At 69.1% G+C, this 25,356-nt stretch carries 24 protein-coding genes; 20 read left to right on the top strand and 4 right to left on the bottom strand.

Features of this window, described 5'->3' with window-relative positions; translation table 11 throughout:
• Position 1 precedes the first annotated feature (1 nt).
• From CEP50_RS03880 to CEP50_RS03870, 3 genes are all read left to right on the top strand, one after another.
• Positions 2-1,969, top strand: a complete 1,968-nt coding sequence (locus CEP50_RS03880) for a TIGR03960 family B12-binding radical SAM protein (protein WP_219905319.1) — start codon at positions 2-4, stop codon at positions 1,967-1,969.
• Between the two features lie 101 nt (positions 1,970-2,070).
• Positions 2,071-2,868, top strand: a complete 798-nt coding sequence (locus CEP50_RS03875; protein WP_106112549.1) for a TIGR03936 family radical SAM-associated protein — start codon at positions 2,071-2,073, stop codon at positions 2,866-2,868.
• Positions 2,869-3,169: 301 nt separating this feature from the next.
• A complete protein-coding gene (locus tag CEP50_RS03870) occupies positions 3,170-6,169 on the top strand; it encodes a translation initiation factor IF-2 N-terminal domain-containing protein (protein WP_219905318.1) in 3,000 nt (999 codons plus the stop codon).
• Between the two features lie 308 nt (positions 6,170-6,477).
• Here CEP50_RS03870 and CEP50_RS03865 read toward each other — a convergent pair whose 3' ends face one another.
• From CEP50_RS03865 to CEP50_RS19765, 3 genes are read right to left on the bottom strand one after another with little or no spacing between them, the layout of a single operon-like run.
• Positions 6,478-7,236, bottom strand: a complete 759-nt coding sequence (locus tag CEP50_RS03865) for an NAD-dependent epimerase/dehydratase family protein (protein ID WP_106112547.1) — start codon at positions 7,234-7,236, stop codon at positions 6,478-6,480.
• Positions 7,233-7,970: a coenzyme F420-0:L-glutamate ligase gene (locus CEP50_RS03860; protein ID WP_106112546.1), complete on the bottom strand. Its 738-nt coding sequence runs from the start codon at positions 7,968-7,970 to the stop codon at positions 7,233-7,235. The genes CEP50_RS03865 and CEP50_RS03860 overlap by 4 nt, the downstream gene beginning before the upstream one ends.
• Positions 7,967-8,410 carry a hypothetical protein gene (locus CEP50_RS19765; protein WP_181188202.1) on the bottom strand — a complete coding sequence of 148 codons (444 nt, stop codon included), beginning with the start codon at positions 8,408-8,410 and terminating at the stop codon, positions 7,967-7,969. Before CEP50_RS19765 ends, CEP50_RS03860 begins: the two co-directional genes overlap by 4 nt.
• Here CEP50_RS19765 and CEP50_RS03855 point away from each other — a divergent pair.
• The 9 genes from CEP50_RS03855 (at position 8,384) to proB (ending at position 16,302) form a co-directional block, all read left to right on the top strand.
• Positions 8,384-9,355, top strand: coding sequence for a helix-turn-helix domain-containing protein (locus CEP50_RS03855; RefSeq protein ID WP_181188201.1), 972 nt, complete (start codon positions 8,384-8,386; stop codon positions 9,353-9,355). The two genes, CEP50_RS19765 and CEP50_RS03855, sit on opposite strands and share 27 nt — an antisense overlap.
• On the top strand, positions 9,352-9,564 hold the full coding sequence (locus CEP50_RS03850) for a DUF397 domain-containing protein (protein ID WP_106112544.1): 213 nt from the start codon (positions 9,352-9,354) through the stop codon (positions 9,562-9,564). Before CEP50_RS03855 ends, CEP50_RS03850 begins: the two co-directional genes overlap by 4 nt.
• 1,067 nt (positions 9,565-10,631) lie before the next feature.
• The gene (locus tag CEP50_RS03845; RefSeq protein ID WP_106112543.1) at positions 10,632-11,261 is read left to right on the top strand and encodes a DUF6230 family protein; all 630 of its coding nucleotides are present in this window, start codon (positions 10,632-10,634) and stop codon (positions 11,259-11,261) included.
• 48 nt (positions 11,262-11,309) lie between these two features.
• Entirely contained in the window at positions 11,310-11,867 is a 558-nt protein-coding gene (locus CEP50_RS03840) for a DUF6114 domain-containing protein (protein ID WP_106112542.1), read from the top strand.
• Positions 11,864-12,718 (top strand): hypothetical protein, encoded by an 855-nt coding sequence (locus CEP50_RS20290; protein ID WP_219905305.1) that lies wholly within the window; start codon positions 11,864-11,866, stop codon positions 12,716-12,718. The genes CEP50_RS03840 and CEP50_RS20290 overlap by 4 nt, the downstream gene beginning before the upstream one ends.
• A 290-nt stretch (positions 12,719-13,008) precedes the next feature.
• Complete coding sequence (gene rplU, locus CEP50_RS03830) at positions 13,009-13,317, top strand: 50S ribosomal protein L21 (RefSeq protein WP_019855067.1); 309 nt, start codon at positions 13,009-13,011, stop codon at positions 13,315-13,317.
• A 14-nt stretch (positions 13,318-13,331) separates the two neighbouring features.
• Positions 13,332-13,589 carry a 50S ribosomal protein L27 gene (rpmA, locus tag CEP50_RS03825; RefSeq protein ID WP_106112541.1) on the top strand — a complete coding sequence of 86 codons (258 nt, stop codon included), beginning with the start codon at positions 13,332-13,334 and terminating at the stop codon, positions 13,587-13,589.
• Between the two features lie 86 nt (positions 13,590-13,675).
• A complete protein-coding gene (obgE, locus tag CEP50_RS03820) occupies positions 13,676-15,166 on the top strand; it encodes a GTPase ObgE (protein ID WP_181188200.1) in 1,491 nt (496 codons plus the stop codon).
• Positions 15,163-16,302: a glutamate 5-kinase gene (gene proB / locus CEP50_RS03815; RefSeq protein WP_106112539.1), complete on the top strand. Its 1,140-nt coding sequence runs from the start codon at positions 15,163-15,165 to the stop codon at positions 16,300-16,302. Before obgE ends, proB begins: the two co-directional genes overlap by 4 nt.
• Before the next feature lie 33 nt (positions 16,303-16,335).
• On the opposite strand, the gene CEP50_RS03810 is transcribed toward proB, so the two are convergent.
• Positions 16,336-18,426, bottom strand: a complete 2,091-nt coding sequence (locus tag CEP50_RS03810) for a RecQ family ATP-dependent DNA helicase (RefSeq protein WP_106112726.1) — start codon at positions 18,424-18,426, stop codon at positions 16,336-16,338.
• Between the two features lie 191 nt (positions 18,427-18,617).
• On the opposite strand from CEP50_RS03810, the gene CEP50_RS03805 reads away from it, so the two are divergent.
• From CEP50_RS03805 to CEP50_RS03770, 8 genes are all read left to right on the top strand, one after another.
• A complete protein-coding gene (locus tag CEP50_RS03805) occupies positions 18,618-19,913 on the top strand; it encodes a glutamate-5-semialdehyde dehydrogenase (RefSeq protein WP_106112725.1) in 1,296 nt (431 codons plus the stop codon).
• Between the two features lie 116 nt (positions 19,914-20,029).
• Complete coding sequence (locus tag CEP50_RS03800; RefSeq protein ID WP_106112538.1) at positions 20,030-20,626, top strand: TetR/AcrR family transcriptional regulator; 597 nt, start codon at positions 20,030-20,032, stop codon at positions 20,624-20,626.
• 107 nt (positions 20,627-20,733) lie between these two features.
• Positions 20,734-21,936: a cytochrome P450 gene (locus CEP50_RS03795; protein WP_106112537.1), complete on the top strand. Its 1,203-nt coding sequence runs from the start codon at positions 20,734-20,736 to the stop codon at positions 21,934-21,936.
• Between the two features lie 36 nt (positions 21,937-21,972).
• Positions 21,973-22,194 carry a ferredoxin gene (locus CEP50_RS03790; RefSeq protein WP_106112536.1) on the top strand — a complete coding sequence of 74 codons (222 nt, stop codon included), beginning with the start codon at positions 21,973-21,975 and terminating at the stop codon, positions 22,192-22,194.
• Between the two features lie 135 nt (positions 22,195-22,329).
• Entirely contained in the window at positions 22,330-22,956 is a 627-nt protein-coding gene (nadD, locus tag CEP50_RS03785; protein ID WP_106112535.1) for a nicotinate-nucleotide adenylyltransferase, read from the top strand.
• 157 nt (positions 22,957-23,113) lie between these two features.
• Positions 23,114-23,524: a ribosome silencing factor gene (gene rsfS, locus CEP50_RS03780; RefSeq protein WP_106112724.1), complete on the top strand. Its 411-nt coding sequence runs from the start codon at positions 23,114-23,116 to the stop codon at positions 23,522-23,524.
• Positions 23,521-24,135: a histidine phosphatase family protein gene (locus CEP50_RS03775; RefSeq protein WP_106112534.1), complete on the top strand. Its 615-nt coding sequence runs from the start codon at positions 23,521-23,523 to the stop codon at positions 24,133-24,135. The genes rsfS and CEP50_RS03775 overlap by 4 nt, the downstream gene beginning before the upstream one ends.
• Positions 24,136-24,202: 67 nt before the next feature.
• Positions 24,203-25,096, top strand: coding sequence for a DegV family protein (locus CEP50_RS03770; protein ID WP_106112533.1), 894 nt, complete (start codon positions 24,203-24,205; stop codon positions 25,094-25,096).
• Positions 25,097-25,356: the final 260 nt, after the last annotated feature.

Below are 25,356 nucleotides of genomic sequence, written 5' to 3'. Positions count from 1 at the left end.
TGTGGAATCCGTATACGACCGCCTGGAACCGCTGCTGTCTCAGGTATCCAAGCCCGTCCAGTACGTCGGGGGTGAGCTGAACTCCTCCGTCAAGGACTGGGACGAGGCGACCGTCCGCTGGTGCCTGATGTACCCGGACGCCTATGAGGTCGGGCTGCCCAACCAGGGCGTGATGATCCTCTACGAGATCCTCAACGAGCAGCCCGGCGTGCTCGCGGAGCGCACCTACTCGGTCTGGCCCGACCTGGAAGAACTCATGCGCGAGCACGGGATTCCCCAGTTCACCGTGGACGCGCACCGACCGGTCGGAGCCTTCGACGTGCTGGGAGTCAGCTTCGCCACCGAGCTGGGCTACACGAACCTGCTCACGGCACTGGACCTGGCCGGCATCCCGCTGCACGCGCGGGACCGCACGGACGAGCACCCGATCGTGTTGGCCGGTGGGCACGCCGCGTTCAACCCGGAACCGGTCGCCGAGTTCGTCGACGCCGTGGTGCTCGGTGACGGAGAGCAGGCGGTGCTGGAGATCACCGAGCTGATCCGCGCCTTCAAGGAGGAGGGCACCCCCGGGGGACGCGCGGAGCTGCTGGCACGACTGGCCGCGCAGGGGGTGTACGTCCCCGGCTTCTACGACGTCCACTACGGGGAGGACGGCCACATCGAGGAGGTCGTGCCGAACCACCCCTCGGCCCCGCACCGGGTCTTCAAACGGACGACCATGGACCTGGACGAGTGGCCGTATCCGAAACAGCCGCTGGTGCCCACAGCGGAGAGCGTCCACGAGCGGATGAGCGTGGAGATCTTCCGCGGCTGCACCCGGGGGTGCCGCTTCTGCCAGGCGGGGATGATCACCCGGCCGGTGCGTGAGCGCTCCAACCGGGGGATCACCGAGATGGTGCAGCGCGGCCTGGAGTCCACCGGGTTCGAGGAGGTCGGTCTGCTGTCGCTGAGCTCGGCGGACCACTCCGAGATCGGCGAGATCACCAAGGGGCTGGCCGACCGTTACGAGGGAAGCAACACCGGGCTCTCCCTGCCCTCCACCAGGGTGGACGCGTTCAACGTCGACCTGGCCAACGAGCTCTCGCGGAACGGCCGCCGCTCCGGGCTCACCTTCGCCCCGGAGGGAGGCAGCGAGCGCATCCGCCGGGTCATCAACAAGATGGTCTCCGAGGAGGACCTCATCCGGACCGTGTCCACCGCGTTCTCCAGCGGTTGGCGCCAGGTGAAGCTGTACTTCATGTGCGGGCTGCCCACCGAGACGGACGAGGACGTGCTCCAGATCGCCGCGATGGCCAAGGAGGTCATCCGGGCGGGCCGGGAGGTGTCCGGGCGCAAGGACATCCGCTGTACGATTTCCATCGGTGGTTTCGTGCCGAAACCGCACACCCCGTTCCAGTGGGCCAGCCAGGCCGATCCGGACACTGTCGACGAGCGGATGCGCAAGCTGCGCAAGGAGATCACCTCCGATCGGCGCCTGGGACGGAGCATCGGTGTGCGCTACCACGACGGCAAGCCCTCGTTGATCGAGGGACTGCTTTCCCGGGGCGACCGTCGCGTCGGACACGTGATCGAGCGGGTGTGGCGGTCCGGAGGTCGTTTCGACGGCTGGAACGAGCACTTCTCCTACGACAGGTGGGTCTCCGCCGCCGCCGAGGTGCTGCCGCCGCTGGGAGTGGACCTCGACTGGTTCACCACCAGGGAGCGTTCCGAGGACGAGATCCTTCCGTGGGACCACCTGGACTCCGGCCTGGACAAGGAATGGCTCTGGACGGACTGGCAGGACGCCCTCGCCGCGCGTGAGCAGGACGACTGTCGGTGGACTCCCTGCTTCGACTGCGGGGTGTGCCCGACCATGGGCACCGACATCGAGGTGGGGCCCTCCGACCGGCCTTTGCTGCCCATCACCCCGGTGAACAGTGGTACACCGGTACGGAACACGGCGTTCGAATCAGCGGGCGGAGCCGACTGAGACCGTATGGTGCGGGATGTCCCGGTTGGTGTCCGCCGGGGCGGTTCGCCCTCGACACGACCACGGAGGATGCTCTGAGTCAGCAACACCAGCCTCATCCCGTGCTTTCGAGTGGCCACCGGGTGCGTTTCCGCTACACGAAGCGTGGCCATCTGCGGTTCACCTCGCACCGTGACCTGGCCCGGGTCTTCGAACGCGCGTTACGGCGTGCCGGTGTGCCCGTGGCCTACTCGGAGGGCTACAGCCCGCACCCGCGGATCTCCTGGGCGGGGGCCGCTCCCACCGGGGTCGCGAGTGAGGCGGAGTACGCCGAGATGCAACTGGCCCGGGAGGTTCCCCTGACCACGTTGCACGAGGAGCTGCGTTCCACCCTTCCCGCGGGTATGGACATCGCCGAGGTGGTGCCCGCGGGGACGGGTTCGTTGCCCGACCGGCTGGAGGCCAGCACCTGGCGGGTGGAGGTCGAGGGGATCGACCTCTCCGACCTGCGGCGTGCGGTGGAGCTGCTGACGGCCTCCGAGTCGGTCGAGGTCGAACGAATGACGAAGAAGGGCCGTCGTACCCTGGACGCACGGGCGGCTCTGGTCGACATCCGTCTGCACGGGGACTCGACGTCGGGTGTCAGTCCGGATGCGGAGAGTGTTTCCGGGGCGAGTGATGTCCCACGCGTGGACGATTGCCCGGATCGTGTACAGCGATATGGGATAATCGTCATGGTCGTACGGCACACGACACCGGTTGTGCGACCCGACGACGTACTCAAGGCCCTTCGCGTCGTCGCCGACTTGCCCACGCCGGAGGTTGCGCGAGCCACCAGGTTGGAGCAGGGTCGGCTCGACGACGGAGGCACGATCGTCGATCCGCTGGCCCCGGACAGGGCGGCGGCCGGAACCCGCTAGGTGTTTGCCTCCTTCGGGTGACGGGATCGACGGGCGCCGTCGACTCACCATGCGATCGCCTGGGGCTTGGCCAGGGCGCAAGGGATCCAACAGAATTACCGCCACCGAGTGGCGGAGGGCCGACAACGTATGTAGACCCCTGTGTGGCCGCGTCCGTCACGGACGCGCCCGGGGGTGAAGGAGTTGAATGTTGAACAGGGAGACGTCCGCTGGGGACTCCGGCGGACAATCAGTGGCATCCCGACGGGATGGACGGGCGCAGGGGGAAAACACCCAGCGGACCTTCGAACTGCCCCCCAAGATGCGGGTGCACGCCTTGGCGAAGATGCTGGAGGTCACCAGTCGCGAGGTGATCGCCAAACTGGGGGAGCTGGGGCACTCGGTGCGCAGCGCGCAGGCGAACATCACCCGGGAGGTCGCGCTCGAGGTGGTGGGGTCGCTGCGCCCCGAAGGCGTCGAGTCCACCGCGAACGGCGGACAGCCCGCCGAGCGGGACGTCCGGCGGGGCGAGAGCGCCGGCACGGGAGCGCGTGAGGAAACGGCCACCGCACCCGGCTCGGAGGAGCGGGCGCGTTCGGACCACGCGGTGAACGGGACCTCCGGCGCCGAAGGACGACGGAGCTCCTCCGACGAGGCCCCGGCCGGGGAGGGCGACGAGGGGGAGTCCGGTGCCGCGCAGGAGGCCCTCGCCCCCACCTTCGCGCCGCCCCAGGCCATGTTCCTGCCTCCCAGGCAGTCGGAGACCGCGGGGGAGACCGGCACCGCTACCGAGGAGACCGGTGAGTCCGTCCCCGCCGAGGAGCAGGCCGCTGCTCCGGAGTCCACCGAGAGGAACGAGAGCGGCGGCGAGTCCTCGACCGGAACCTCGACACGCCGCAGGCGGCGACGCGGTCGCAGGGGCCGCGGACGTGGCCGGGGCGGGGACGAGGAGGCAACCTCCTCGGCCGGTGAGGCCGCCGCGAGCTCCACCGCCACGGGAGAGGAGACGGCCAAGAGCGGCAAGTCCACGAAGAAGGACAGGAAGGACCGCAAGGCCAAGAAGGACAAGAACGTCGACCCCGGCGCGGAGACCTCCGCCAAGGACGAGGGGGAGACCGCCAGTGGCGCTTCCGGCTCCGAGAGCCCCGGTGCCGAGGAGGAGACGGAGGCGACTTCCGTGAGCAGGAGGAGGCGTCGCAGGCGTCGGAAGAGCTCGACAGAGTCCGACAACCTCACCCGTGAGGACGATCCGCCGAACACGGTGGTGCACGTCCGGGAGAGCACCGGAGAGGGCTCCCGGCAGGAGGCCGAGGACGAGGTCCGCGCCATCAAGGGCTCCACCCGCCTCGAGGCCAAGCGCCAGCGGCGCCGTGACGGCAGGGAAGCGGGTCGGCGGAGGGCCTCGGTGCTGTCCGAGTCCGAGTTCCTCGCCCGGCGCGAGTCGGTGGACCGCAAGATGATCGTGCGGGAGAACGACGGTCAGACGCAGGTCGCCGTGCTCGAGGACGACATCCTGGTCGAGAACTTCGTGACCTCGGCGGGCAGTGACTCGCTGGTGGGCAACGTCTACCTCGGCAGGGTGCAGAACGTGCTGCCGAGCATGGAGGCCGCCTTCGTCGACATCGGTCGTGGACGCAACGCGGTGCTCTACGCGGGGGAAGTGGACTGGGAGGCCGCCGGACTGGCCGGTAAGTCCCGCAGGATCGAGCAGGCCCTCTCCACCGGCGACAGCGTGCTGGTCCAGGTCACCAAGGACCCGCTGGGGCACAAGGGAGCGAGGCTGACCACCCAGGTCAGCCTGCCCGGGCGTTTCCTGGTGTACGTCCCCGGGGGCGGGGCCACCGGGATCAGCCGGAAGCTGCCGGACAACGAGCGCAAGCGCCTCAAGGAGATCCTGAAGCGGATCGTCCCCGACGAGTCCGGGGTCATCATCCGCACCGCCTCCGAGGGCACCAGCGAGCAGGCCCTCGACCGGGACGTGCGACGGTTGCAGGCGCAGTGGGAGGTCATCAAGGAGAAGGCCGAGACCCCCAACGCCCAGGCGCCCCAGCTCCTCTACGCCGAGCCGGACCTGCTGGTCAAGGTCGTGCGGGACCTGTTCACCGAGGACTTCTCCGCGCTCACCGTCCAGGGGAACCAGGCCTGGGAGACGATCGAGGCCTACGTGCAGCACGTGGCCCCCGAACTGCTCGGACGGTTGCACAAGCACGTGGGCAACACCGACGTGTTCACCGAGTACCGGGTGGACGAGCAGATCACCAAGGCGTTGGACCGCAAGGTCTGGCTGCCCTCCGGCGGGTACCTGGTGATCGACCGCACCGAGGCCATGACGGTGATCGACGTCAACACGGGCAAGTTCACCGGGTCCGGGGGGAACCTGGAGGAGACGGTCACCAGGAACAACCTGGAGGCCGCCGAGGAGATCGTGCGCCAGCTGCGGCTGCGCGACATCGGCGGGATCGTGGTCATCGACTTCATCGACATGGTGTTGGAGTCCAACCGCGATCTCGTGCTGCGCAGGCTCACCGAGTGCCTGGGAAGGGACCGGACCCGTCACCAGGTGGCGGAGGTCACCTCGCTCGGACTGGTGCAGATGACCCGCAAGCGGGTCGGCACGGGCCTGTTGGAGGCCTACAGCAGCACGTGCGAGCACTGCCGGGGGCGCGGTGTGCTGGTCTCCACCGAGCCGATCGACCACAGTCACCACGGCGGTGGTGGCGGTGGTTCGCGGCGCAACAAGCAGCGGGGCAAGTCCTCCTCCCAGCAGGAGAGCTCCGGCGGGCAGCAGCGGACGGAGAAGGCGGAGGCCACGGCCGAGGCCGCTCCGGCGTCCGAGTCCGGGGGTGGCAAGCAGGCCCCCGCCGCGAAGTCGACTTCCCGGAAGGAGTCGTCCTCCCGCTCGGGCTGGAAACGCGAGACGGTCCCCGCCGAGGTGTCCGAGGGGGCGGATTCCGGTGAGGCGGAGGCCGCCCCGGCGGCCGCGGCGTCCACCAACGGGACGGCTCCCGTCGGGGAGGCGGAGGCGGCCACCGGTTCCGGTGAGCCTGCCGGGGAAGAACAGCGGAAACAGCCCGCCCAGGGCAACGAGGTCGGTGTGTCGAGTGGTTCCTCCGGGAGGGGACGGCGCAAGGCCAGCAGGCCCGCCGGAAGCGCCGGGCAGGCCCCGCAGCCCGTGGTGGTGAGCGGTTCGGCCTCCGAGGCCGCGGAGCGGACGGTGCCGTCCTCGGACTCCTCCGTCGTCTCGGTGGGCCCGGCGCGGCGTTCCGGGCGGCGCGCCGCCGGACGTGCGACGGGACCGCCGGTGCACTACACCGAGGAGTGAGACTCCGGTTCCCGGCCGGGAGCGCCACCCGTGCTCCCGGCCGGTTTTTTGTGTCCGCCGGGTGCCGGTTGCCAGGGGCGGCGGCTGCGGAGAGCGCTGCCGGGGGTGGGGCCGGAAGGTGCCCCGAGCCGAAGCAGCCGATGAGGTAGGAGAAGAGTTCCGCCGATAGCCGGGACGTTGAGGTGAACAACTTGACGGACTCGTAGAAGATACTCATGAACTTTCAGGACACGGACGAGCGAATGTGTGGGGCGACCCGGGGCCGTGGTACTCGTTGGTTCGCCGAGGGCTGAGGGCCTGTTTGGTCGTTATTCGATCTCCGTGTAGGGGCCTCCGTGCCAGTGATCGGTCAGTGGTGGGAGTGGGTGGCGGGTGGCGCTGTCGTGGGGGTGGTAGTTCAGGTCGGTCCAGTGGTTGTGGGGCCACCATTGAGGGGTGTTGTCGCTGGTGCCGTAGAGGAGGGTGAAGGGGTGTGGGAGTGGTTGGGTGGCTGCGGCGGTGAACAGGGTGATGGCGTCGGGGGGGCTGAGCCAGGTGGCGGCGTGGCGGGCCTCGGTCGGGGTGGTGCGGAGGCTGCCGATACGGATGGCGGCGATGTCGAGATGGTGTTTGTGGGCGTACAGCGAGGCGAGTGCTTCGTCGGTGATTTTGCCGACGCCGTAGATGCTGTCGGGGTTGGGTGCGGTGTCGGTGCTGGTGATGGTCTGGTTGGTGGGGGTGAAGCCGATGGTGTGGTGGCTGCTGGCCAGCACGACGCGGGAGGTGCGGTGTTTTCGGGCGGCTTCGAGGACGTGGTAGGTCGGCAGCAGGTTGTGTTCGTAGATGTCGGGTAGTGGGGCGTCGGTGTGGGTGATTCCGGCGGCCGCGTGGATGATCACGTCGGTGTGGTGGGTGGCGTTCCTGGTGGCGTCGGGGTCGCGTAGGTCGATGTTGTGGTAGTCGCACCCTGTGGGCAGGGTGTGGGGTGGGTGTTTGTCGAGAATGGTGACGGTGTGTCCGGCTGCGGCGAAGGCGGGGGTCAGGTGACTGCCGAGGGTGCCGGATCCTCCGGTGAGTGTGATGTTCATCGTGGCTGCCCGTGGTGCAGGATGCTGCCGATGCCGGCGTCGCTGTGGTGGTAGTGCAGACCGCGCAGCACCGTGACGGGGGCGCCGCGGCCGCGTTGTCCGAGGGTGATTCCGGCGGCGCCGGCGGCGAGGTCGGTCAGGGTTTCGTGGTGCGTTTTCTCGGCGTGTTCCGTGGTACGCAGGGGGTGGATGCCCGCGGCTCCGAGGGCGATCACCGTGGATCCGTGCCGGTCGGGTCGTCCGTCGGAGTCGGCCAGGATCACGGCCAGCCGTACTCCGGTGGCTGCTGTCAGCGTGTCGCGCAGCGCGCGGGCTGAGGCGTCGGGGTTGGCTGGCAGCAGCCAGGCTTGGCGGGTGGTGCGGTCACGGTCCACTCCGGAGGAGGTGAGTTCGTAGCCGAGTCGGTGGAGGGCGATGATCGGTCCTGTCGGGGTGGCCAGGTGATAGTCCACGGATTCGTCGAGGATCACTTGGATGATCTCGGGGGGTTTGCCGGTGGCCTGGGACAGCTCGTGTGCGCGGGTGGTGGGGGTGACCTCGTCGAGGTCGACCGAGCGGTGTTCCGACAGGGACACGATTTTGCTGGCGACGACGAGAACGTCGTCCTCGACCAGGGGGAAGTTCTGGGCGGCCAGGGTGGTGGTGATGGCGTGGGCGAGGTCGTCACCGGCGGTGATGGTGGGAAACGGTTCCAGGGCGGTGACGGTGACCTGCTGGGTGGGTGGTGTGCTCATGAGAGGTGCCGATTCCGGGTGAGCGCGGTCAGGACATGATTCATGGCGAGGTATAGCAGGTGCGGGCGTTCGGAGGGGCTTGTGGTGCTGGCGTGGGCGAGCCAACCGCGAACTCGGGCGAGGTAGTGCGGCCACAGGTCAGCAGCGGCGTGTTCGGCAGGTGTGCCGTGGGTGACGGCTCGCCACGCCGTGGCCACGGCCTCCGGCCACGGCGGCGGAGTGGTCGAGCGTGGTTGGGGGGCGAGTTCTGCCAGTCGGTGGTCACGGCGGGTGAGCTCGCTGTCGGGCACGTCTCGGTCGGCCAGTCGGGGCGGAGAGAGTGAGACCGGGGTGGGGTGTGCGGTTCGAGCTGGGTGCAGCAGGATCGGCACGGCTTCGTGAAAGATCGTGGGCAGGTGGGGGAACGAGGGGGCGTGCTGTTTGACAGTGGTGATCGGCACGGTGGCCACGGGGCCGACGGCTGCGGCGGTGCACAGCAGGAAAGCGTCGATGCCGTAGCCGCCTACGCAGCGGGCGAGGTCCGGAGACAGACTCGCCCAGCGCTGCTTAAGCGCTGGATCGGTCTCAACCTGCGCCAGCTTCGTCAAGAAGCGGGTAAGGAGCGTTCCGAGGTCATGCAGCGGCTCGGGTTGTCGCGTGCCCAGGTGGGCCATCTCGAGACTGGGGAACGGCTCCCTTCCAAACCCGTTTTGGAGATCCTGCTCGACTTCTACGGCAAGCCCGACAGGCTCCCGGACTTCTTGCGGATCGTCGAAGCGGCTCGTAAAGGCAAGAACTGGTGGGACAGACTCAGTGGCGCCGTACCGCCGTGGTTCGACCTGTTCTTGGGCCTGGAAGCGGGAGCCGCCGAGGTGTTCAGCTTTGACCCCTACGTCGTCCCCGGACTGCTGCAGACACCCGCCTACGCCGAAGCCGTGATCCGAGCCGACCCCGAACTCACCGACGAGCAGGTCCAGCAACGTGTCGAGCTTCGACTCGGACGTCAAAACATCCTGGACCGCAACGAGGACCCGGTCCGGTTGTGGGCCATCATCGACGAATCGGTACTGCACCGCCCACGTGGCGACACTGAGGTGATGACAGAGCAGCTCAATCATCTGATCAAACTCTGTGAGCGCCCTCGCATCGACCTGCAGATACTGCCTCTGAAGGCGGGGGCGCATCTGGCACAGTCCGGTGGCTTCCAGATCCTGAAGTTTCCCAGCGAGATGGCAGGAGATCCCGGGGTCGTATACCTGGAAGGGCTGGTCGAAGGCCGCTACTACGAGAAACCTGACGAGGTCGCACTGTATGAACGGGCTCTGACCCGCCTACGCGTCCAGGCCGCGAACCAGGAAGACTCACAGGCGATGTTGCGCCAAGCAGCACAGGAGGTACACAAGTGACGCACTATCCGCTCGACGTCCCCTCAGACGCCGAGTTCTACAAGAGCAGTTACAGCAATGACCACCAAGGCTGTGTCGAGGTCGCCGTGGCCGCCGACGGTGGCCGGCGGCTGCGTGACACCAAGGATCGCACCAGGCCGGCGCACTACTACACGCCGACCGAGTGGCAGGCGTTCGTCGCCGGAGTGAAGGACGGCGAGTTCGACTAGCCACCATTTCGCAGACGTGTCCCCACTCTGGACTGCCCTCCCGGCCAGACACGGTGGCCGGGAGGGCAGAGTGAGCTCCGCAGGCTCATGACAGATGATGCCACCACACACTGCATCGCGGCAGTACGTACTGTGCTCAGTCCCTGATGTCATGAATGGATACATGGTGACGTGCATAGCGGGACATGAGGAACATCCGAACGAAAACCGGCACTTGCACCGCCCGCGGCTACCGTATGAGTGACGATGCCAACGGCGTGGGCCAACTCTCCGAACTGGCCGAGAACCTCCCCCGTGTCTTCCTGACTGCTGTGGTGGGAAGAATGTCCCTCTGGTGCTCCGGGGCGGCTACAGCGGACGCAGTGCGATGTGTCTGAGGAGAAGCCCCAAACACATATCGGGACCGTTCTGGATGAGTGCGCCCTCTGTCTCTCCGTAGTCAACGTCGACGTGCTGCGTACTCGATAACGAACATCTGCTGGCATCGCCGAACAAGACACCATCGAAATCCAGGTGCGTCCTGGTTAGTGGTGTCTGTCCAGACATGGATAGTCCCTTCACGGTCACACAGCTCCCTCGGAACGACGACGTCGGATCGTCGCGATCTAAGTGTCACGCTGTGTCAGGTCCGCATCGGTGGATGCGGAGACCAGTCACGTGTCGCTGCTCATGAATCACCTCTGGCTCCTACGAGACGACGGTCGAACTGCTCGATCGGAAACCGAGTGGAATCAACAAAAAGCAACGGGGACTACGGGCCCCTCCGGCTCCGTTCCCGTGGGGTGCGACGGGCACTGTCGTGCGGTTCTCCCGAGGTTCGCCGGTTCTTTTCCGCGTTCGGTCGTTCGCGGTGGGTGAGGGGGAACTACCTCCGTGACCGCTCCCAGAGTGGCTCGGAGTGACTAATTTCACGAATAAGCTTCGTGTTTGTCATCACGGTATGGCGTTCCCTGTGATGTACGTCTATGGTTACTGCCCGGTAAGAGTAATGGACGTCACTCCGTGTGTTTTTTCTCCCACGGCAGGAGTGACACCGTCACCCAGTCCCCGAGCCACCGAGGTGAACCATGGCCACTGGTCGCAAGGTCGACACCGAAGACGGCAACACGGCGGGCGGACGCACCCGCTGGAAGGTTTTCGCGCTCGTGCTCGCCGCGGGCTTCTCCGGAGTGGCCGTGATGCTCACCGGCCTGTCCAAGGGGGCCGTGGCGGCCTCCTTCACGGTCTCCGGGACGAGCTACAAGGCCTCGGCCGACAAGCTCACCGGAGAGGGCGTGGTGCAGTTCGGCTCCGTGGACCGCAGCGCCGACGAAGCACACCCGGTGCTGGTCAACGGCTTCAAGCACGCGAAACTGACCAACTTCTGCCAGTCCATCCACGTCACCGACCTCCCCGGCCTCGGTGACGCCACGGTCCGGATCAAGGCCGCCGACGGCATGAGTGCCGACAACCTGGTCCTCGGAATCGACCAGGTCGACGGCGACCTGACACTCAACAACGTCGAGATCGGCAGGGACGCCTCCGAGCTGAGCGCGGGGCCGGACGGCGCCCAGGGCGCCCCGGGAGGATTCGGGATCCAGGCCAGCGGAGCGACCATCGACGACCTGCGCCAGCAGGCGTGGTCGACCACCGCTTCCACGCTCAACCTCAACGACGTGAACATCTCCGTCGTGCCGGGCGACAAGCCCTGTTTCTGACCCGGCCGCGATCGCAGGCCGTGACACACGAGCAGAGGAGGGGCGCTCGTGGAGAAGTCGACGAAGGTTCTCCGAGGAAACACCAGGGCCCGGCTGTCGGCGGCCCGCAGGGCCTTCCGGAGCTGGCGCAGAACCAGACCGTTCTGGGGTGGGGTGTTCACCCTGGTGGCCGCGTTGCTGCTGCTGTACCCCCCGTACGCCTCGCTGGAGTTCGGTGACATCCAGATCGCGCTGCGCACCACCGCCGGCATCACGGGTCTCGTGATCGGCATGGTGCTGATCGCCGCGGGGGCGTCCTTCTGGTTCCGCCCGGAATGGAGGCTCCCCGCCGGAGTCGTGACCCTGGTGCTGTCCGTGGTGGCCATCGTCACCGTCAACCTGGGATCCCTCCTGACCGGCACCCTCAGTGGTCTGATCGGAGGTGCGCTGGCGATCGCGTGGTCGCCCCGCCAACGCCCCGGAAAACACGGAACCGACCGGACGGGCGCCTCCGGGCGAGCACAGGAGAGGCCGAAACCCTCCCCGGTTCCCCGGGAACGCCCCAACCACTCCCGGCAGGAGGTCCCCACGGGTGAGGCCGTAGGAACCGAGGGAGGAGAGGCGTGAGCCAACAACGGTGCCGTCCACGTTCCCCGCTGGTCGGCGGAGGTCGCCGCGGAGGTCCTGTCGCCTCCGCGCGGGTGCTCGCGGTGACCTCGTTGATGACCGGCCTGATCGTGGCCGTCGGCACGACCGGCTTCGTCGGGACTCCGCTCGTGGCGGCTCAGCAGCTCGAACCGAGCGGTTCGCTCCAGCTGCCCACGAGCACCTCCTCCCCGGAGGAACCGGATCGGCCGAGCACCGACGTTTCCTCCCCGCAGGAGCCGTCCGGCACGGCGACACCGGAGAGCTCGACGGAACCCGCTCCCCCGGAGGAGGACGGGGCGAACACGGACACGGAGGAGTCACCGAGCGACTCCCCCTCCGCCGAACGGCTGCCGCCGGCTCCGAACCAGCCTCCCGACGTGCGGCCGGGGCCGGGGCGTGTCTGGACGCTGACGGCCAGCACGCTGACCCTGGAGGGGGTGCGCTACAACGGCTTCGCGCTCAAGGAGGTCGACGGTGAGCAGGTGCGCACCATGCACTTCACCGTCGACACGCTGCGCATCGGTGATCTGGTGCAACGCGGCGGACTGACCGGCGACGACAGTGTGCGCGTTGCCGCGCGCCCCGGTTCCGTCTCCACCATCACCGAAGGCCCCATAGAGCTGTACACGCGCAAACTGACCGGCACGCTCAACGTCGCCGGGTATCCGTTGGTCCCGATGGAGCTGTCCCCGGAGTCGCTGTTGATCCCGGATCTGGACCTCGGCTTCCTCGAACTGCCGAAGCTGACCTTCACGGACGCGGTGGTGCGCAACGTCGAACTGGACGGGGGTAAACTGTTCATACCGGGCGCGAACATCGCACCGGAGTGACGGAGAGTGCGATGGGTGCGGATCCCGGGTCGGGGCCTCACGGCCCCTGCGCGGAAGGCGCGCGACACCGCACTGTATGATGGTGTGGAATTTCTCGCCGCCGGACGGGCGGAGGGGGTTCGGCGTCTGTCAGACGAGGTCCGCCCGGTAAGGTCGGCCGCCGTCGTGGAGGCAGGAACCCACTGTGGCGCCGCCTGGTCGGCGTACTGGGAATCCCCGTGCGAACGGGGATGTGCGTACGTCGCAGACTGGTGAACTAGCGAAACCGAGCAGCAGGAGACTTCCGACTCATGTACGCGATCGTCAAGACCGGCGGCAAACAACACAAGGTGGCTGTCGGGGACGTCGTCGAGGTCGAGAAGCTCGAGGGCGAGCCGGGTTCCGAGGTCACCTTCCCGGCGCTGATGGTCGTCGACGGCTCCGAAGTCACCGCCGACGCCGACGCGCTCAAGAAGGTCTCGGTGACCGGTAAGCTGCTCGAGCAGACCAAAGGTCCCAAGATCCGCATCCACAAGTTCAAGAACAAGACCGGCTATCACAAGCGGCAGGGGCATCGGCAGCAGCTGACCCGCGTCGAGGTCACCGGCATCACCAAGTGAGGGCGTGAGAAGACATGTCGACCAAGAAGGGTGCGTCCAACTCTCGGAACGGCCGTGACTCGAATCCCAAGTTCCTGGGAGTCAAGCGTTTCGGCGGCCAACGAGTGAACGCTGGCGAGATTCTGGTGCGGCAGCGCGGTACCAAGTACCACCCCGGCGGTAACGTGGGACGCGGCGGTGACGACACGCTGTTCGCGCTCTCCGCCGGCTCTGTGGAGTTCGCCCACAGGCGCGGCCGCAAGTACATCAATGTTGTGCCGAGCGAGGCCTGAACCGGCTTCGGGCACACCCGTGTTTTTCCGCGAGGGGCGGGGTCGGTCACGTACCGAACCCGCCCCTCGACTGGTTTCAGCCCCGCTTGGAGGTTCCCGTGTCGCGCTTCGTCGATCGTGTGACGATTCATGTCACCGCAGGTGACGGAGGTAATGGTTGTGCCTCGGTGCACCGGGAGAAGTTCAAGCCCTACGGCGGACCGGACGGCGGCAACGGGGGCAAGGGCGGGGACGTCACTCTCGTCGTGGATCCCGGCGTGCACACGCTGCTGGACTACCACTACCGGCCCCACGTGACGGCCGAACGGGGCAAACAGGGACGGGGCAGCATGCGCAACGGGGCCTCGGGCACGGACCTGGAGCTGCCCGTCCCCGAGGGAACCGTCGTCTCCGACGCGGAGGGCAACGTGGTCGCCGACCTGGTGGGCGAGGGCACCAGGTTCGTGCTGGCCCGCGGCGGACGCGGCGGCCTGGGCAACGCGGCGCTGGCCTCGAAGGCACGCAAGGCCCCCGGTTTCGCCCTGCTGGGGGAGCCCGGCGAGAGCGGTGACTTCGTGCTCGAACTGAAGTCGGTGGCCGACGTGGGGCTGATCGGCTTCCCCTCGGCCGGCAAGTCCTCGCTGGTCTCGGTGCTGTCGGCGGCGCGTCCCCGGGTCGCCGACTACCCCTTCACCACGCTGACCCCCAACCTCGGAGTGGTGAACGCCGACGACAAGGTGTTCACCGTGGCCGACGTGCCCGGTCTGATTCCGGGAGCCAGCCAGGGGCGCGGACTGGGGCTGGAGTTCCTGCGCCACATCGAGCGCTGTGCGGTGCTGGTGCACGTGGTGGACTGCGCCACCTTCGAGCCGGAGCGCGACCCCCTCTCCGACATCGACGCCCTCGAACACGAGCTGGCCGAGTACACCCCGGCTCTGAGCCGGGAGCAGGGTGCGGTGGACCTGAACGAACGTCCACGCCTGGTCGTGTTGAACAAGATGGACATCCCCGACGCGCGCGCCATGGCGGATCTGGTGCGCGAACAGGTGCGGGAACGGGGCTGGCCCGTCTTCGAGGTGTCCACGGCCACCCACGACGGCCTGCGGGAACTGCGTTTCGCCCTGGCCGAGGAAGTGGAGAACTTCCGGGCCAACCTGCCCGCCCCCGAGCCGCCGCGAGCCACGGTGCGTCCGCGCCCCGTCGACTCCGGTGGGTTCGTCGTCGAGCCGGATCCGGAGGCCGAGGACGCCTACGTGGTGCGCGGTGAGAAACCGGAACGGTGGATCAGGCAGACCAGCTTCGACAACGAGGAGGCCGTGAGCTACCTGGCCGACCGACTCGCCAAACTGGGCGTGGAACAGGAGCTGGCCCGACAGGGGGCTCGCCCCGGCAGCCAGGTCACCATCGGTTCCGTGACCTTCGACTGGGAACCCACCACCCCGGAGGGCAACCTCGCCTCCGGGCCTCGTCGGGTCAGCGCGGACGAACGCAAGGCCGCCAAGCGGGCCCGCCGTGCCGGAACCACCGACGAGGCGGGCTTTCCCGCCGACAGCGGCGAGTACCACGAGGACACCGAGACGGACGAGGACGACCTGTGACGAGCTCCGAGACTGTCACCGCCGGACTCTCCGCCACACGGCGGGCCGTGGCCACCGCCCGCAGGATCGTGGTCAAGATCGGCTCCTCCTCGCTGACCACCACGGAGGGCGGTCTGGACGGGCGGAGACTGGACACGCTGGTGGAGACGCTGTCCCGTCGGGCGGCGGAGGGAAGCCAGGTGGTGCTGGTCTCCTCCGGTGCGATCGCGGCCGGCCTCGCCCCACTGGGGCTGGGCGGACGCCCCGGAGATCTGGCCACGCAGCAGGCCGCGGCCAGTGTCGGTCAGCAGGCCCTGGCCCACGCCTACGCGGCGTCCTTCGCCCGGTTCGGGCTGACGGTGGGGCAGGTGCTGTTGACCGCCGACGACGTGGTGCGCAGAGCGCACTACCGCAACGCGCGCCGGACCCTGCGGCGGTTGCTGAACCTCGGTGCCGTGCCCGTGGTCAACGAGAACGACACGGTGGCCACCGCCGAGATCCGCTTCGGGGACAACGACCGTCTGGCCGCGCTGGTGGCCCACCTGGTCGAGGCTGACGCGCTGGTGCTGCTCTCCGACGTCGACGCCCTCTACGACGGGGACCCCCGTCACGGGCGGGCGCGGGTTGTCCGTGAGATCGCCACGGCCGAGGACCTGGAGGGGATCTCGGTGGGGGGAACCGGTTCCTCCGGGCTCGGAACGGGCGGGATGACCTCGAAGGTGCAGGCCGCGCGGGTGGCCTGTTCGGCGGGAATCCCCGCCCTGCTGACCTCGGCGGAACTGGCCGAGGAGGCTCTCGGTGAGGCCGAGGTGGGAACCGTGTTCGGGACCACCGGCCCCCGACTCTCGGCCAGGAGGTTCTGGCTGGCCCACGCGGCGAGCGCCCGGGGCAGGCTGCACCTGGACGCCGGTGCGGTCTCCGCCGTGGTGCGGCGCCGTCGTTCCCTGCTCGCCGCCGGCATCACCGGCATGGAGGGTTCCTTCGAAGGGGGCGACGTGGTCGAGCTGATCGGTCCCTCCGGGGAGGTGGTGGCCCGAGGGGTGGTCGCCTATGACGCCTCCGAGCTGCCGGAGCTGATCGGCAGGTCCAGCCACGAACTGCCCGCCGAACAGCGGCGTGAGGTGGTGCACGCCGACGACCTCGCCCCGCTCGACTGACGGAACCGCCGGACCGGTTCGGTGTGCTCCGGTTCAGGTGGTGGCCAGGGTCAGGGGAAGCACCCCGACGGCACCCGCCCGACGCAGCAGTCGGCTCACGACCGTGAGGGTCCATCCGGTGTCGGTGTAGTCGTCCACCAGCAGCAGTGGCCCTCCGAGCCCGGAGAGGTCCCCGCCGGAGGGAACCTCGAAGCGGTTCCACAGTTCGGCCAGCCTCCGGGCGCTGTTCGGCCCGGCCGTGGGCGCGTGCCCGGAGACGGGAGAGACCGGGGGCAGCAGGGGAAGCCTGCCGATGGCGGCGATCCGTTCGGCCAGGCTCGACACCAGTTCCGGCCGACGCAGTGAGCCCACGGAGATCACCCCGGCCGGCCGCCGGGACCAGTCCCAGTCGGCCAGCACTCCCACACAGGCCTGCACCAGCTCCTCGGGAACCCCGGTGTCCGGGGCCTGCGGTGAGAGCAGCTCCCGGAGCCGGTTCCCCCAGCCGATGTCGGTCAACCTGCCGAGGGCGCGTCCCGGCTCGTGTTGTTCCCCTGCGGGAATCCGCCCGGCCACGTCGACACCGACCTCCTTCATCCCGGCGGGCCACATCCTGCGCGGCGTCAGGGTGGTTCCGGCCCGCCGCAGCTGGTGTTCGGCCTGCGTGAGCGTCTCCGCGGAGACCTCGGCGGTGAACCCCCGGCCGGTGCAGTTGTCGCACCGCCCGCACGGCCGTGCCCCGGGATCGTCCAACGCGGAGCGCAGGAACTGCATGCGACACCCGGTGGTGGTCAGGTAGTCGAGCATGGCCCGCTGCTCGTGCTCCCGCTGCTCGGCGATCCGCCGGTAGCGTTCCGCGTCGTAGTCCCACCGCCGGCCGGTGGCGGTCCAACCGCCCTTGACCCGGCGCACCGCCCCGTCCACGTCGAGCACCTTGAGGACCATCTCGATGCGGGAGCGGCTCAGCTCCACGTGGGGTTCCAGGGCGGCCGTGGAAAGCGGACCGTCGGCCTGTTCGAGGGTGTTCAGCACCGCCCGCACGGTCGACTCCGGCGGGAAGGTCAGCGAGGTGAAGTAGTCCCAGATCCGTTGGTCCTCCCTACCGGGAAGCAGCAGGACCTCGGCGCGGCGCACTCCGCGGCCGGCCCGGCCGATCTGCTGGTAGTAGGAGATGGGGGAGGGCGGCGCCCCCAGGTGGACCACGAAACCCAGGTCCGGCTTGTCGAACCCCATTCCCAGGGCCGAGGTGGCCACCAGGGCTTTCACCTCGTTGTTCAGCAGGGCCTGTTCGGCGGAACCGCGCTCGGCCGCCCCGGTCCGTCCCGAGTAGGCGGCCACCGTGAACCCCTGCCGGGTGAGGAAGTCGGCCACCTCCTCGGCGGTGGAGACCGTCAGCGTGTAGATGATGCCGGAGCCGGGCAGCGTGGGAAGGTTCTCCGCGAGCCAGGCCAGCCTGCGCGGCGTGTCCGACAGGTCGAGCACCCCCAGGTGCAGGCTCTGTCGGTCGAGTTCGCCGCGCAGCACCAACGGGGATTCGGTGGCGCCGTCGTCGCCGGTGACTCCCAGCTGCTCGGAGACGTCGTGCACCACGCGGTCGTTGGCGGTGGCCGTGGTGGCCAGCACCGGCACGCCCTCGGGGAGCTCGGCCAGCAGGCTGCGCAGCCTGCGGTAGTCGGGACGGAAGTCGTGTCCCCAGTCGGAGATGCAGTGTGCCTCGTCGACGACGAGCAGACCGGTGGTGTGGGTCAGCTCCGTCAGGACGTTGTCCCTGAACTCCGGATTGTTCAACCGTTCCGGGCTGACCAGCAGCACGTCCACCGCCCCCACGGCGACCTCCTCCTCGATCGAGGCCCACTCCTCAGGGTTGGCGGAATTGATCGTCGCGGCGTGCACCCCCGCGGCGGCCGCCGCCTCCACCTGGTTGCGCATCAGGGCCAGCAGCGGGGAGACGATGACCGTGGGGCCCTCTCCGAGTTCCCGCAGCAGCGCGGTGGCCACGAAGTACACCGCGGACTTGCCCCAGCCGGTCCGCTGCACCACCAGGGTCCGTTGGCGCTCCAGGACCAGCGCGCGCACCGCGCGCCACTGGTCCTCCCGGAGGGCGGCCTCCGGCCCGGCCAGAGCGCGGAGTCGTTGCTCGGCCATCTCGCGAAGTGCCTGTTCGTCCACGGGGGGATTCTTGCGCAGTCCCCCTCGGGCCTCGGGAACGGGCCGTGGGGCTCGCCCGGGGGCGGAGGGGTGTGTCGGTACCGACCACCCCGGCGGGACCTCGCCCGAGGAGTCCTTAGGCTGGGGGTGTGACTACCCACACCAACGCCGTAGACAGTGCGACCACCGTGGTCGGGGCCTCCGACGACGAGCACGGGCTGCGCGAGCGTGTCCGTTCCGACGCCCGACGGGCCCGCGCGGCCGCCACCGAGCTCGGACCGGCCACGCGGGACGCCAAGGACGCGTTGCTGCACGCCCTGGCCGAGGCGTTGCCCCGGCGCTGCGACGAGATCCTCGCCGCCAACGCCGCCGATGTCGAGTCGGCCCGCGCCGCCGGCGCGGAAGCCAGCATGGTCGACCGGCTGACCCTGTCCGAGGGGCGTGTCGCCGGCATGGCCGAGGGGCTGCGTGCCCTGGCGGAACTTCCCGACCCCGTCGGTGAGGTGGTGCGTGGCAGTGTGCTGGGCAACGGACTGCGCCTGCAGCAGGTCCGGGTGCCGTTGGGGGTGGTCGGCATGGTCTACGAGGGGCGCCCCAACGTCACGGTCGACGCCGCCGGTCTGGCCCTCAAGGCGGGCAACGCCGTGCTGCTGCGCGGGTCGGCCTCGACGGAGCGTTCCAATTCCGCCCTCGTGACGGTGTTGACCGACGTGCTGCGTGAGCAGGGCTTTCCCGAAGACGCGGTGCGTCTGCTGCCCTGCCACGACCGGGAGTCGGTGCGCCATCTGGTGACCGCGCGCGGACTGGTGGACGTGGTGATCCCCCGTGGCGGGGCCGGGTTGATCTCGGCCGTGGTCGAACAGGCCACGGTGCCCGCCATCGAGACCGGGGTGGGCAACTGCCACGTCTACGTCGACGCGGCCGCCGACCACGACACCGCGCTGAGGATCCTGCTCAACTCCAAGACGCGACGGACCAGCGTGTGCAACGCGGCCGAGACGCTGCTGGTGCACCGGGACCTCGCGGACTCCTTCGTTCCGGAGGCGGTGGCCGAGCTGCGGACCGCCGGTGTGACCGTGCACGCCGACGAGCGGGTCTCGCGACTGGTGGGGGACACCGAGGGTGTGGTGCCCGCTTCGGAGGAGGACTGGGACACCGAGTACCTGTCCTCGGACATGGCCGTCGCCGTGGTGGACTCCCTGGGGGAGGCGATCGAGCACATCTCCGCGCACGGTTCCGGGCACACCGAGGCGATCGTCACCGAGAACCTGAGTGCCGCCCAGCGGTTCACCGCCCGGGTGGACGCGGCGGCGGTGATGGTCAACGCCTCCACCGCGTTCACCGACGGCGGGGAGTTCGGCATGGGGGCCGAGATCGGGATCTCCACGCAGAAGCTGCACGCCCGCGGGCCGATGGCCCTGCCCGAGCTGACCACGACCAAGTGGCTGGTCTACGGCGAGGGGCAGGTGCGGCCCGCGAACTGAGCGCCGTGTGAGGCGTTGGTCCCCGCCGAGAGCACGGTGCGGTTGCCGGTGACCTCACGGGCCGGATGCTCTACCGTCGGTGTCCTGGTGTCTCGGTGTGGTGTCGGGAGGCGGGTGTGTGCGAGGACCGGCGATCACGGCGCAGACGTGATCCGAGCGCGACCAGGACGGCGTTGTTGCGGGCCGCCGCCGAGCTGTTCGCCGAACGTGGTTTCGAGCAGACGACGGTGCGGGACGTGGCGGCCAGGGCCGAGGTCAATCAGGCCCTGCTGTTCCGTTACTTCGGTTCCAAGCAGGAGTTGTTCGCCGAGGTGCTCAGCCGCAACAGCGAGACGCTGCTGGAAACCGTGCCCACGGCCGAGCTGCCGAGGCGGATCCTGGAGAGCGTGCTTTCCGAGGACGCCGTGGTGGGGGGTGAGCACACGCTGGTGGGGATGCTGCGTTCCTTCGGGGACGAGCGGGCCGCCCGCGTGCTGCGGGACGAGTTGGGCGAGTCCTACTCCCGGCGGTTGGCCCGGCTCAGTGACGCCGGGGACGCGCGGCTGAGGGCCGACCTGGTGCTCGCGTGGTTGTTCGGCATCGGGATGCTGCGTTCGGTGCTGCGCAAGTCGCCGTTGGCCGAGGCCGACGAGCGGGAGGTTCTCGAGCACGTGACCCGCACGGTCGCCCTGCTGCTGGAGAACTCCGAGTCCGGTGACCCGGCGGGGGAGTGAACTCGCCGAATTCCACCTTTTCGGAGGAGTGCACGGCCGGGAGCGGCTTCCTACCATGACTTTTGGTAAGCGGTTGCTTACTTTTGTCTCGTGTCCGGGAGCCGCACATGACCACGATCGACCCGACGCCGCGGACCTACCCCTTCAACACCCCCGACAGGTTGCGCCTGGACCCCTTCTACGCGGAGCTGCGCAGGCAGGAACCGGTCTCCCGGGTTCGACTGCCCTACGGGGAGGACGCCTGGTTGGCCACCAGGTACTCCGACGTCAAGACCGTCTTCGCCGACCCCCGGTTCAGCAGGGCCGCCGCCGTGGGCCGGGACGAGCCCCGCGCCCGCCCCACGGCGCAGCAGACCGGCATCCTCACGATGGACCCTCCCGAGCACACCAGGTTGCGCAAACTCGTGGCCAAGGCGTTCACCGCACGCAGGGTGGAGCAGCTGCGTCCCCGTGCCCAGCGGATCGCCGACGACCTGGTCCGGGGGATGCACCGGAAGGGCCCGCCGCTGGACCTCGTCGAGGAGTTCGCCCTGCCGCTGCCGATCACCGTGATCTGCGAACTGCTCGGAGTGCCCTACTCCGACCGGGAGGACTTCCGCGTCTGGTCCGACGCCTTCCTGTCCACGAGCAAACTCTCCGCGCAGCAGGTCGAGGACTACATCACGCAGATGCGGGGCTACATGACCGGACTGATCGAGCAGCGCCGCGCCCAACCCGCCGAGGACCTGTTGAGCGCTCTCATCCAGGCCCGCGACGAGCAGGACAAGCTCTCCGAGACCGAACTGGTGGACCTGGCCGTCGGCCTCCTGGTGGCCGGGCACGAGACCACGGCCACCCAGATTCCCAACTTCGTCTACGTGCTCCTGACGCACCCGAGCGAACTCGAATGGCTGCGGAACAACCCGGACCGGGTTCCCGACGCCGTCGAGGAGCTCATGCGCTTCGTGCCGTTGGGGGTCAACGCCGCCTTTCCCCGGTACGCCCTAGAGGACGTGGAGCTCGGCGGGGTGCTGATCCGCGCCGGAGAGCCGGTGCTGGCCAGCCTCGCCTCGGCCAACCGGGACGAGAGCGTGTTCGATGACCCGGAGGGGCTGGACCTCGCCCGCGAGTCCAACTCGCACATCGGTTTCGGGCACGGGCCGCACCACTGCCTGGGGGCCCAGCTCGCCCGGATGGAGCTACAGGTGGCCCTGGGGACGCTGCTGCGCGAGTTCCCCGGGCTGCGGCTCGGGGGAGACGAACAGGACGTGGTCTGGAAGAGCGGGATGCTGGTCCGCGGGCCACAGTATCTTCCGCTGGCGTGGGACTGACAACCCGAGAACGAGACGGACTGGAGGTCATCCGGGATGAGCTGGCGGGTAGAGGTCGACGGGCAGACCTGCATCGGATCGGGAATGTGCTCGGCGATCGCGGAGGGCTACTTCGCGGTGGAGGAGGGGGTCTCGCGTCCGCTGCACAGCGACGTCGAACCCAACGACGAGGTGGTGGACGCCGCGGAGTCCTGCCCGGTGGAGGCCATCGCGGTGTGGGAGCGGGCCTCGGGGCGGAAGTTGGCCCCCGAGGAGTGAACACCGCGACCCCGGTGGGAGGCTCCCGCCGCTCGGGTGAGGGACGCACCGGACGGGGGACCGCCCGTGGGCTCGCTCACCGGGCAGGCGCCTGCCCCTCCGGTGCCCTGTCGCGGCGGGTTAGGCTGGGACACCATGTCGCGTCCTCGCCGAATCGGCATCATGGGGGGAACCTTCGACCCCATCCACCACGGGCACCTCGTCGCCGCGAGTGAGGTCCAGGCTCAGTTCGGCATGGAACAGGTGCTGTTCGTGCCCACCGGGCAGCCGTGGCAGAAGGAGCACGAGGACGTCAGCTCGGCCGAGGACCGGTACCTGATGACGGTGATCGCCACCGCCTCGAACCCGAGGTTCTCGGTGAGCAGGGTGGACATAGACCGTGGCGGCCCGACGTACACGATAGACACCCTGTCCGACCTGCACGCCCAGTACCCGGACGCGCGGCTGTACTTCATCACCGGCGCCGACGCGTTGGAGCAGATACTGTCCTGGCACCGGGTGCAGGACCTGTTCGACCTGGCTCATTTCATCGGTGTCACCCGCCCCGGCTACGAACTCGACGACGAGCACCTGCCGCGGGGATCGGTCACCCTCGTGGAGATCCCCGCCATGGCGATCTCCTCCACCGGGTGCCGCCAACGGGTCTCCGCCGGACTGCCCGTCTGGTACCTGGTCCCGGACGGGATCGTGCAATATATCAGCAAACGCGGCCTCTACCGCCCCTTCGGCCAGTCACCAGCACCGGAGTGGGGACCCGCGTGAGCGGCGACACCCCACCCGCTCCGCGGGGCGGACGGGGCGTGTCCTCTCGACCTCCGTCGGGTGCTCCGGAAACCGGCGGATTCCGCGTTCCGGACACCGAGTGGTTATCCTCGTTCGAGGTATGCGGTCGCAGCACGTGACCACCGAGAGGAGCGATGTGGCAGCCAGCGAAGACGCCCGTGAACTGGCCCTGGTGGCGGCACGGGCCGCGTCGGACAAGAAGGCCGAGGACCTGATTCTGCTCGACGTGTCCGACCGGCTCGTGGTCACCGACTGTTTCGTGATCGCCTCCGCGCCGAACGAGCGGCAGGTCGACGCGATCGTCGAGTCGGTCGAGGAGAAGATGCGCGCGGCGGGAACGAAACCCGTGCGCAGGGAGGGCACTCGGGAGGGCCGCTGGGTGCTGCTCGATTTCGTCGACGTCGTCGTGCACGTTCAGCACTCCGAGGAGCGCGCCTTCTACGAGCTGGAGAGGCTCTGGAAGGACTGCCCGGTCATCGAGTTCGAGGAGGAGACCGGAGCGGCGAACCTCACCCGGAGCGACGACGAAGAGGACGACCAGGCGTGACCCTGCAGCGATTGGTGCTCTGGCGGCACGGTGAGACGGAGTTCAACGTGACCGGCCGCATTCAGGGACACCTGGACAGCGAACTCACCGAGGTGGGGCTGGAGCAGGCCAAACGGGCCGCCCCGGTGGTCGCCGAGTTCGCCCCCGAGGTGGTGGTGAGCTCCGACCTGCGCCGGGCACGGGCGACCGCGGCGGCTTTCGCCGAGGTCAGTGGCCATGAAGTTCGCTTGGACAAGCGGTTGCGCGAGACCCATGTCGGCGAGTGGCAGGGGCTCAGCGGGGCCGAGGTCGAGGACGGCTGGCCCGGCTGGATGGGAACCTGGCGGGCCCAGCCGACCTGGGCTCCCCCCGGAGGGGAGTCCAGGGTGGAGGTGGCCGAACGGGCTCGTGAGGTCGTACGCGAACTCGACGAGTCCTGTGGTGGAACGGCGCTGGTGTGCGCACACGGCGGGTTGATCACCGCGCTGACCGCCAGCCTGCTGGAGTGGCCGACGGAGATGTGGCCGAGTCTGGGCGGGGTGGGCAACTGCCGCTGGGCGGTACTGTCCCGGAACGCGGTGGGCAGACAGGGATGGCGGCTGCTGACCTACAACGGTGGGTTGCCGGAATGACCGCGGCCGCGAAGACGGGGCCCGGTGCGGCTTCCCGCGGTGGGCGAGGACGAGCGCGGGTTCTGCCGTGACCACGGCCGTGGTCACGGATTCGGCGGCCGGTTTGCCGCCGGAGCGGGCCGAGTCCCACGGCGTGCGCGTGGTACCGCTGCACGCCCGGGTGGACGACCACCCCGCCGGGGACGGGAGGATCCTCGCGACGGACGAGCTGACCGCCGCCCTCGAACAGGGCAGACGGGTGAGTACCGCCGGTGCCACGGTTCCGGAGCTCACCCGTGTGTACCGCGAGGCCCTGGACTCGGGGGCGGACTCTGTACTGTCCGTGCACCTGTCGGGAAGGCTGTCCGGCACCTGCGACGCGGCGCGGGTCGCCGCGCGCGAGGTGGACCCCGTCCGGATCCACGTGCTCGACTCCCGTTCCGTGGCGATGGGGCTGGGGTTCGCCGTGCTGGCGGCGGCGGAACGGGCGTTCTCCGGCGCGACGGTGTCCGAGGTGTCCGGTGCGGCGGAACGCGCCGCCTCGCGTGCCGCCGTGCTGTTCTCGGTGCGGACGCTGGAGTATCTCCGTCGAGGTGGACGGATCGGCTCGGCGGCGGCGTTGGTGGGCACGGCGCTGTCGGTCAGACCGCTGCTGCGGGTGCGGGACGGTGCGATCGAGGCCGTGGAGAAGGTCCGTACCACGAACAGGGCCCTGAACAGGCTGCTGGAGCTGGCCGTGGCCACCGCCGGGGCGCAACCCGGGGTGGCGGTGGCCGTGCAGCACCTGGCGGCTCCGCGCCGGGCGAACGAGCTGGCCTCCTCGTTGGTGCGGCGTCTGCCCTCGTGCTCCGACTGCGTGGTCTCCGAGATCGATCCCACCGTCGGGGCGCACATCGGCCCCGGCGCGTTGGGAGTGGTCGTGCTGCCCGGCGGATGGCACGGGGCTGACGCGGAGAGCCCGCCCGGCGCGGAGGACCGGTGAGGAGCCGGCAGCCGAACCTCCCGTGAGTGGGAAGTGTTCGTCCACAACCAGCGCTGTTGTGCACAGGAGGACGGATCGTCCGTTCCGCCTCTCCGCGAGGCCGGGCTAGCTTCGCGCCATGTCCGACTCTTTCTCCCGCCGTGGCGCCGAAGGGTCCGCCGAGCCCGGTCGGCACGCCACCGAGCCACCCGCGCGTCGACGGTTGCGGGAACTGATGGCCGATTCGGATCCGAACGAGGAGGGGGATGCCGCCCCCGAAC

Origin of the sequence: Actinopolyspora mortivallis (genome assembly GCF_003001495.1) — a bacterium.
GTDB classification, from domain to species: domain Bacteria; phylum Actinomycetota; class Actinomycetes; order Mycobacteriales; family Pseudonocardiaceae; genus Actinopolyspora; species Actinopolyspora mortivallis_A.
Note: the sequence above shows the minus strand (reverse complement) of the source record. Positions and strands in the feature narration are given on the sequence as shown.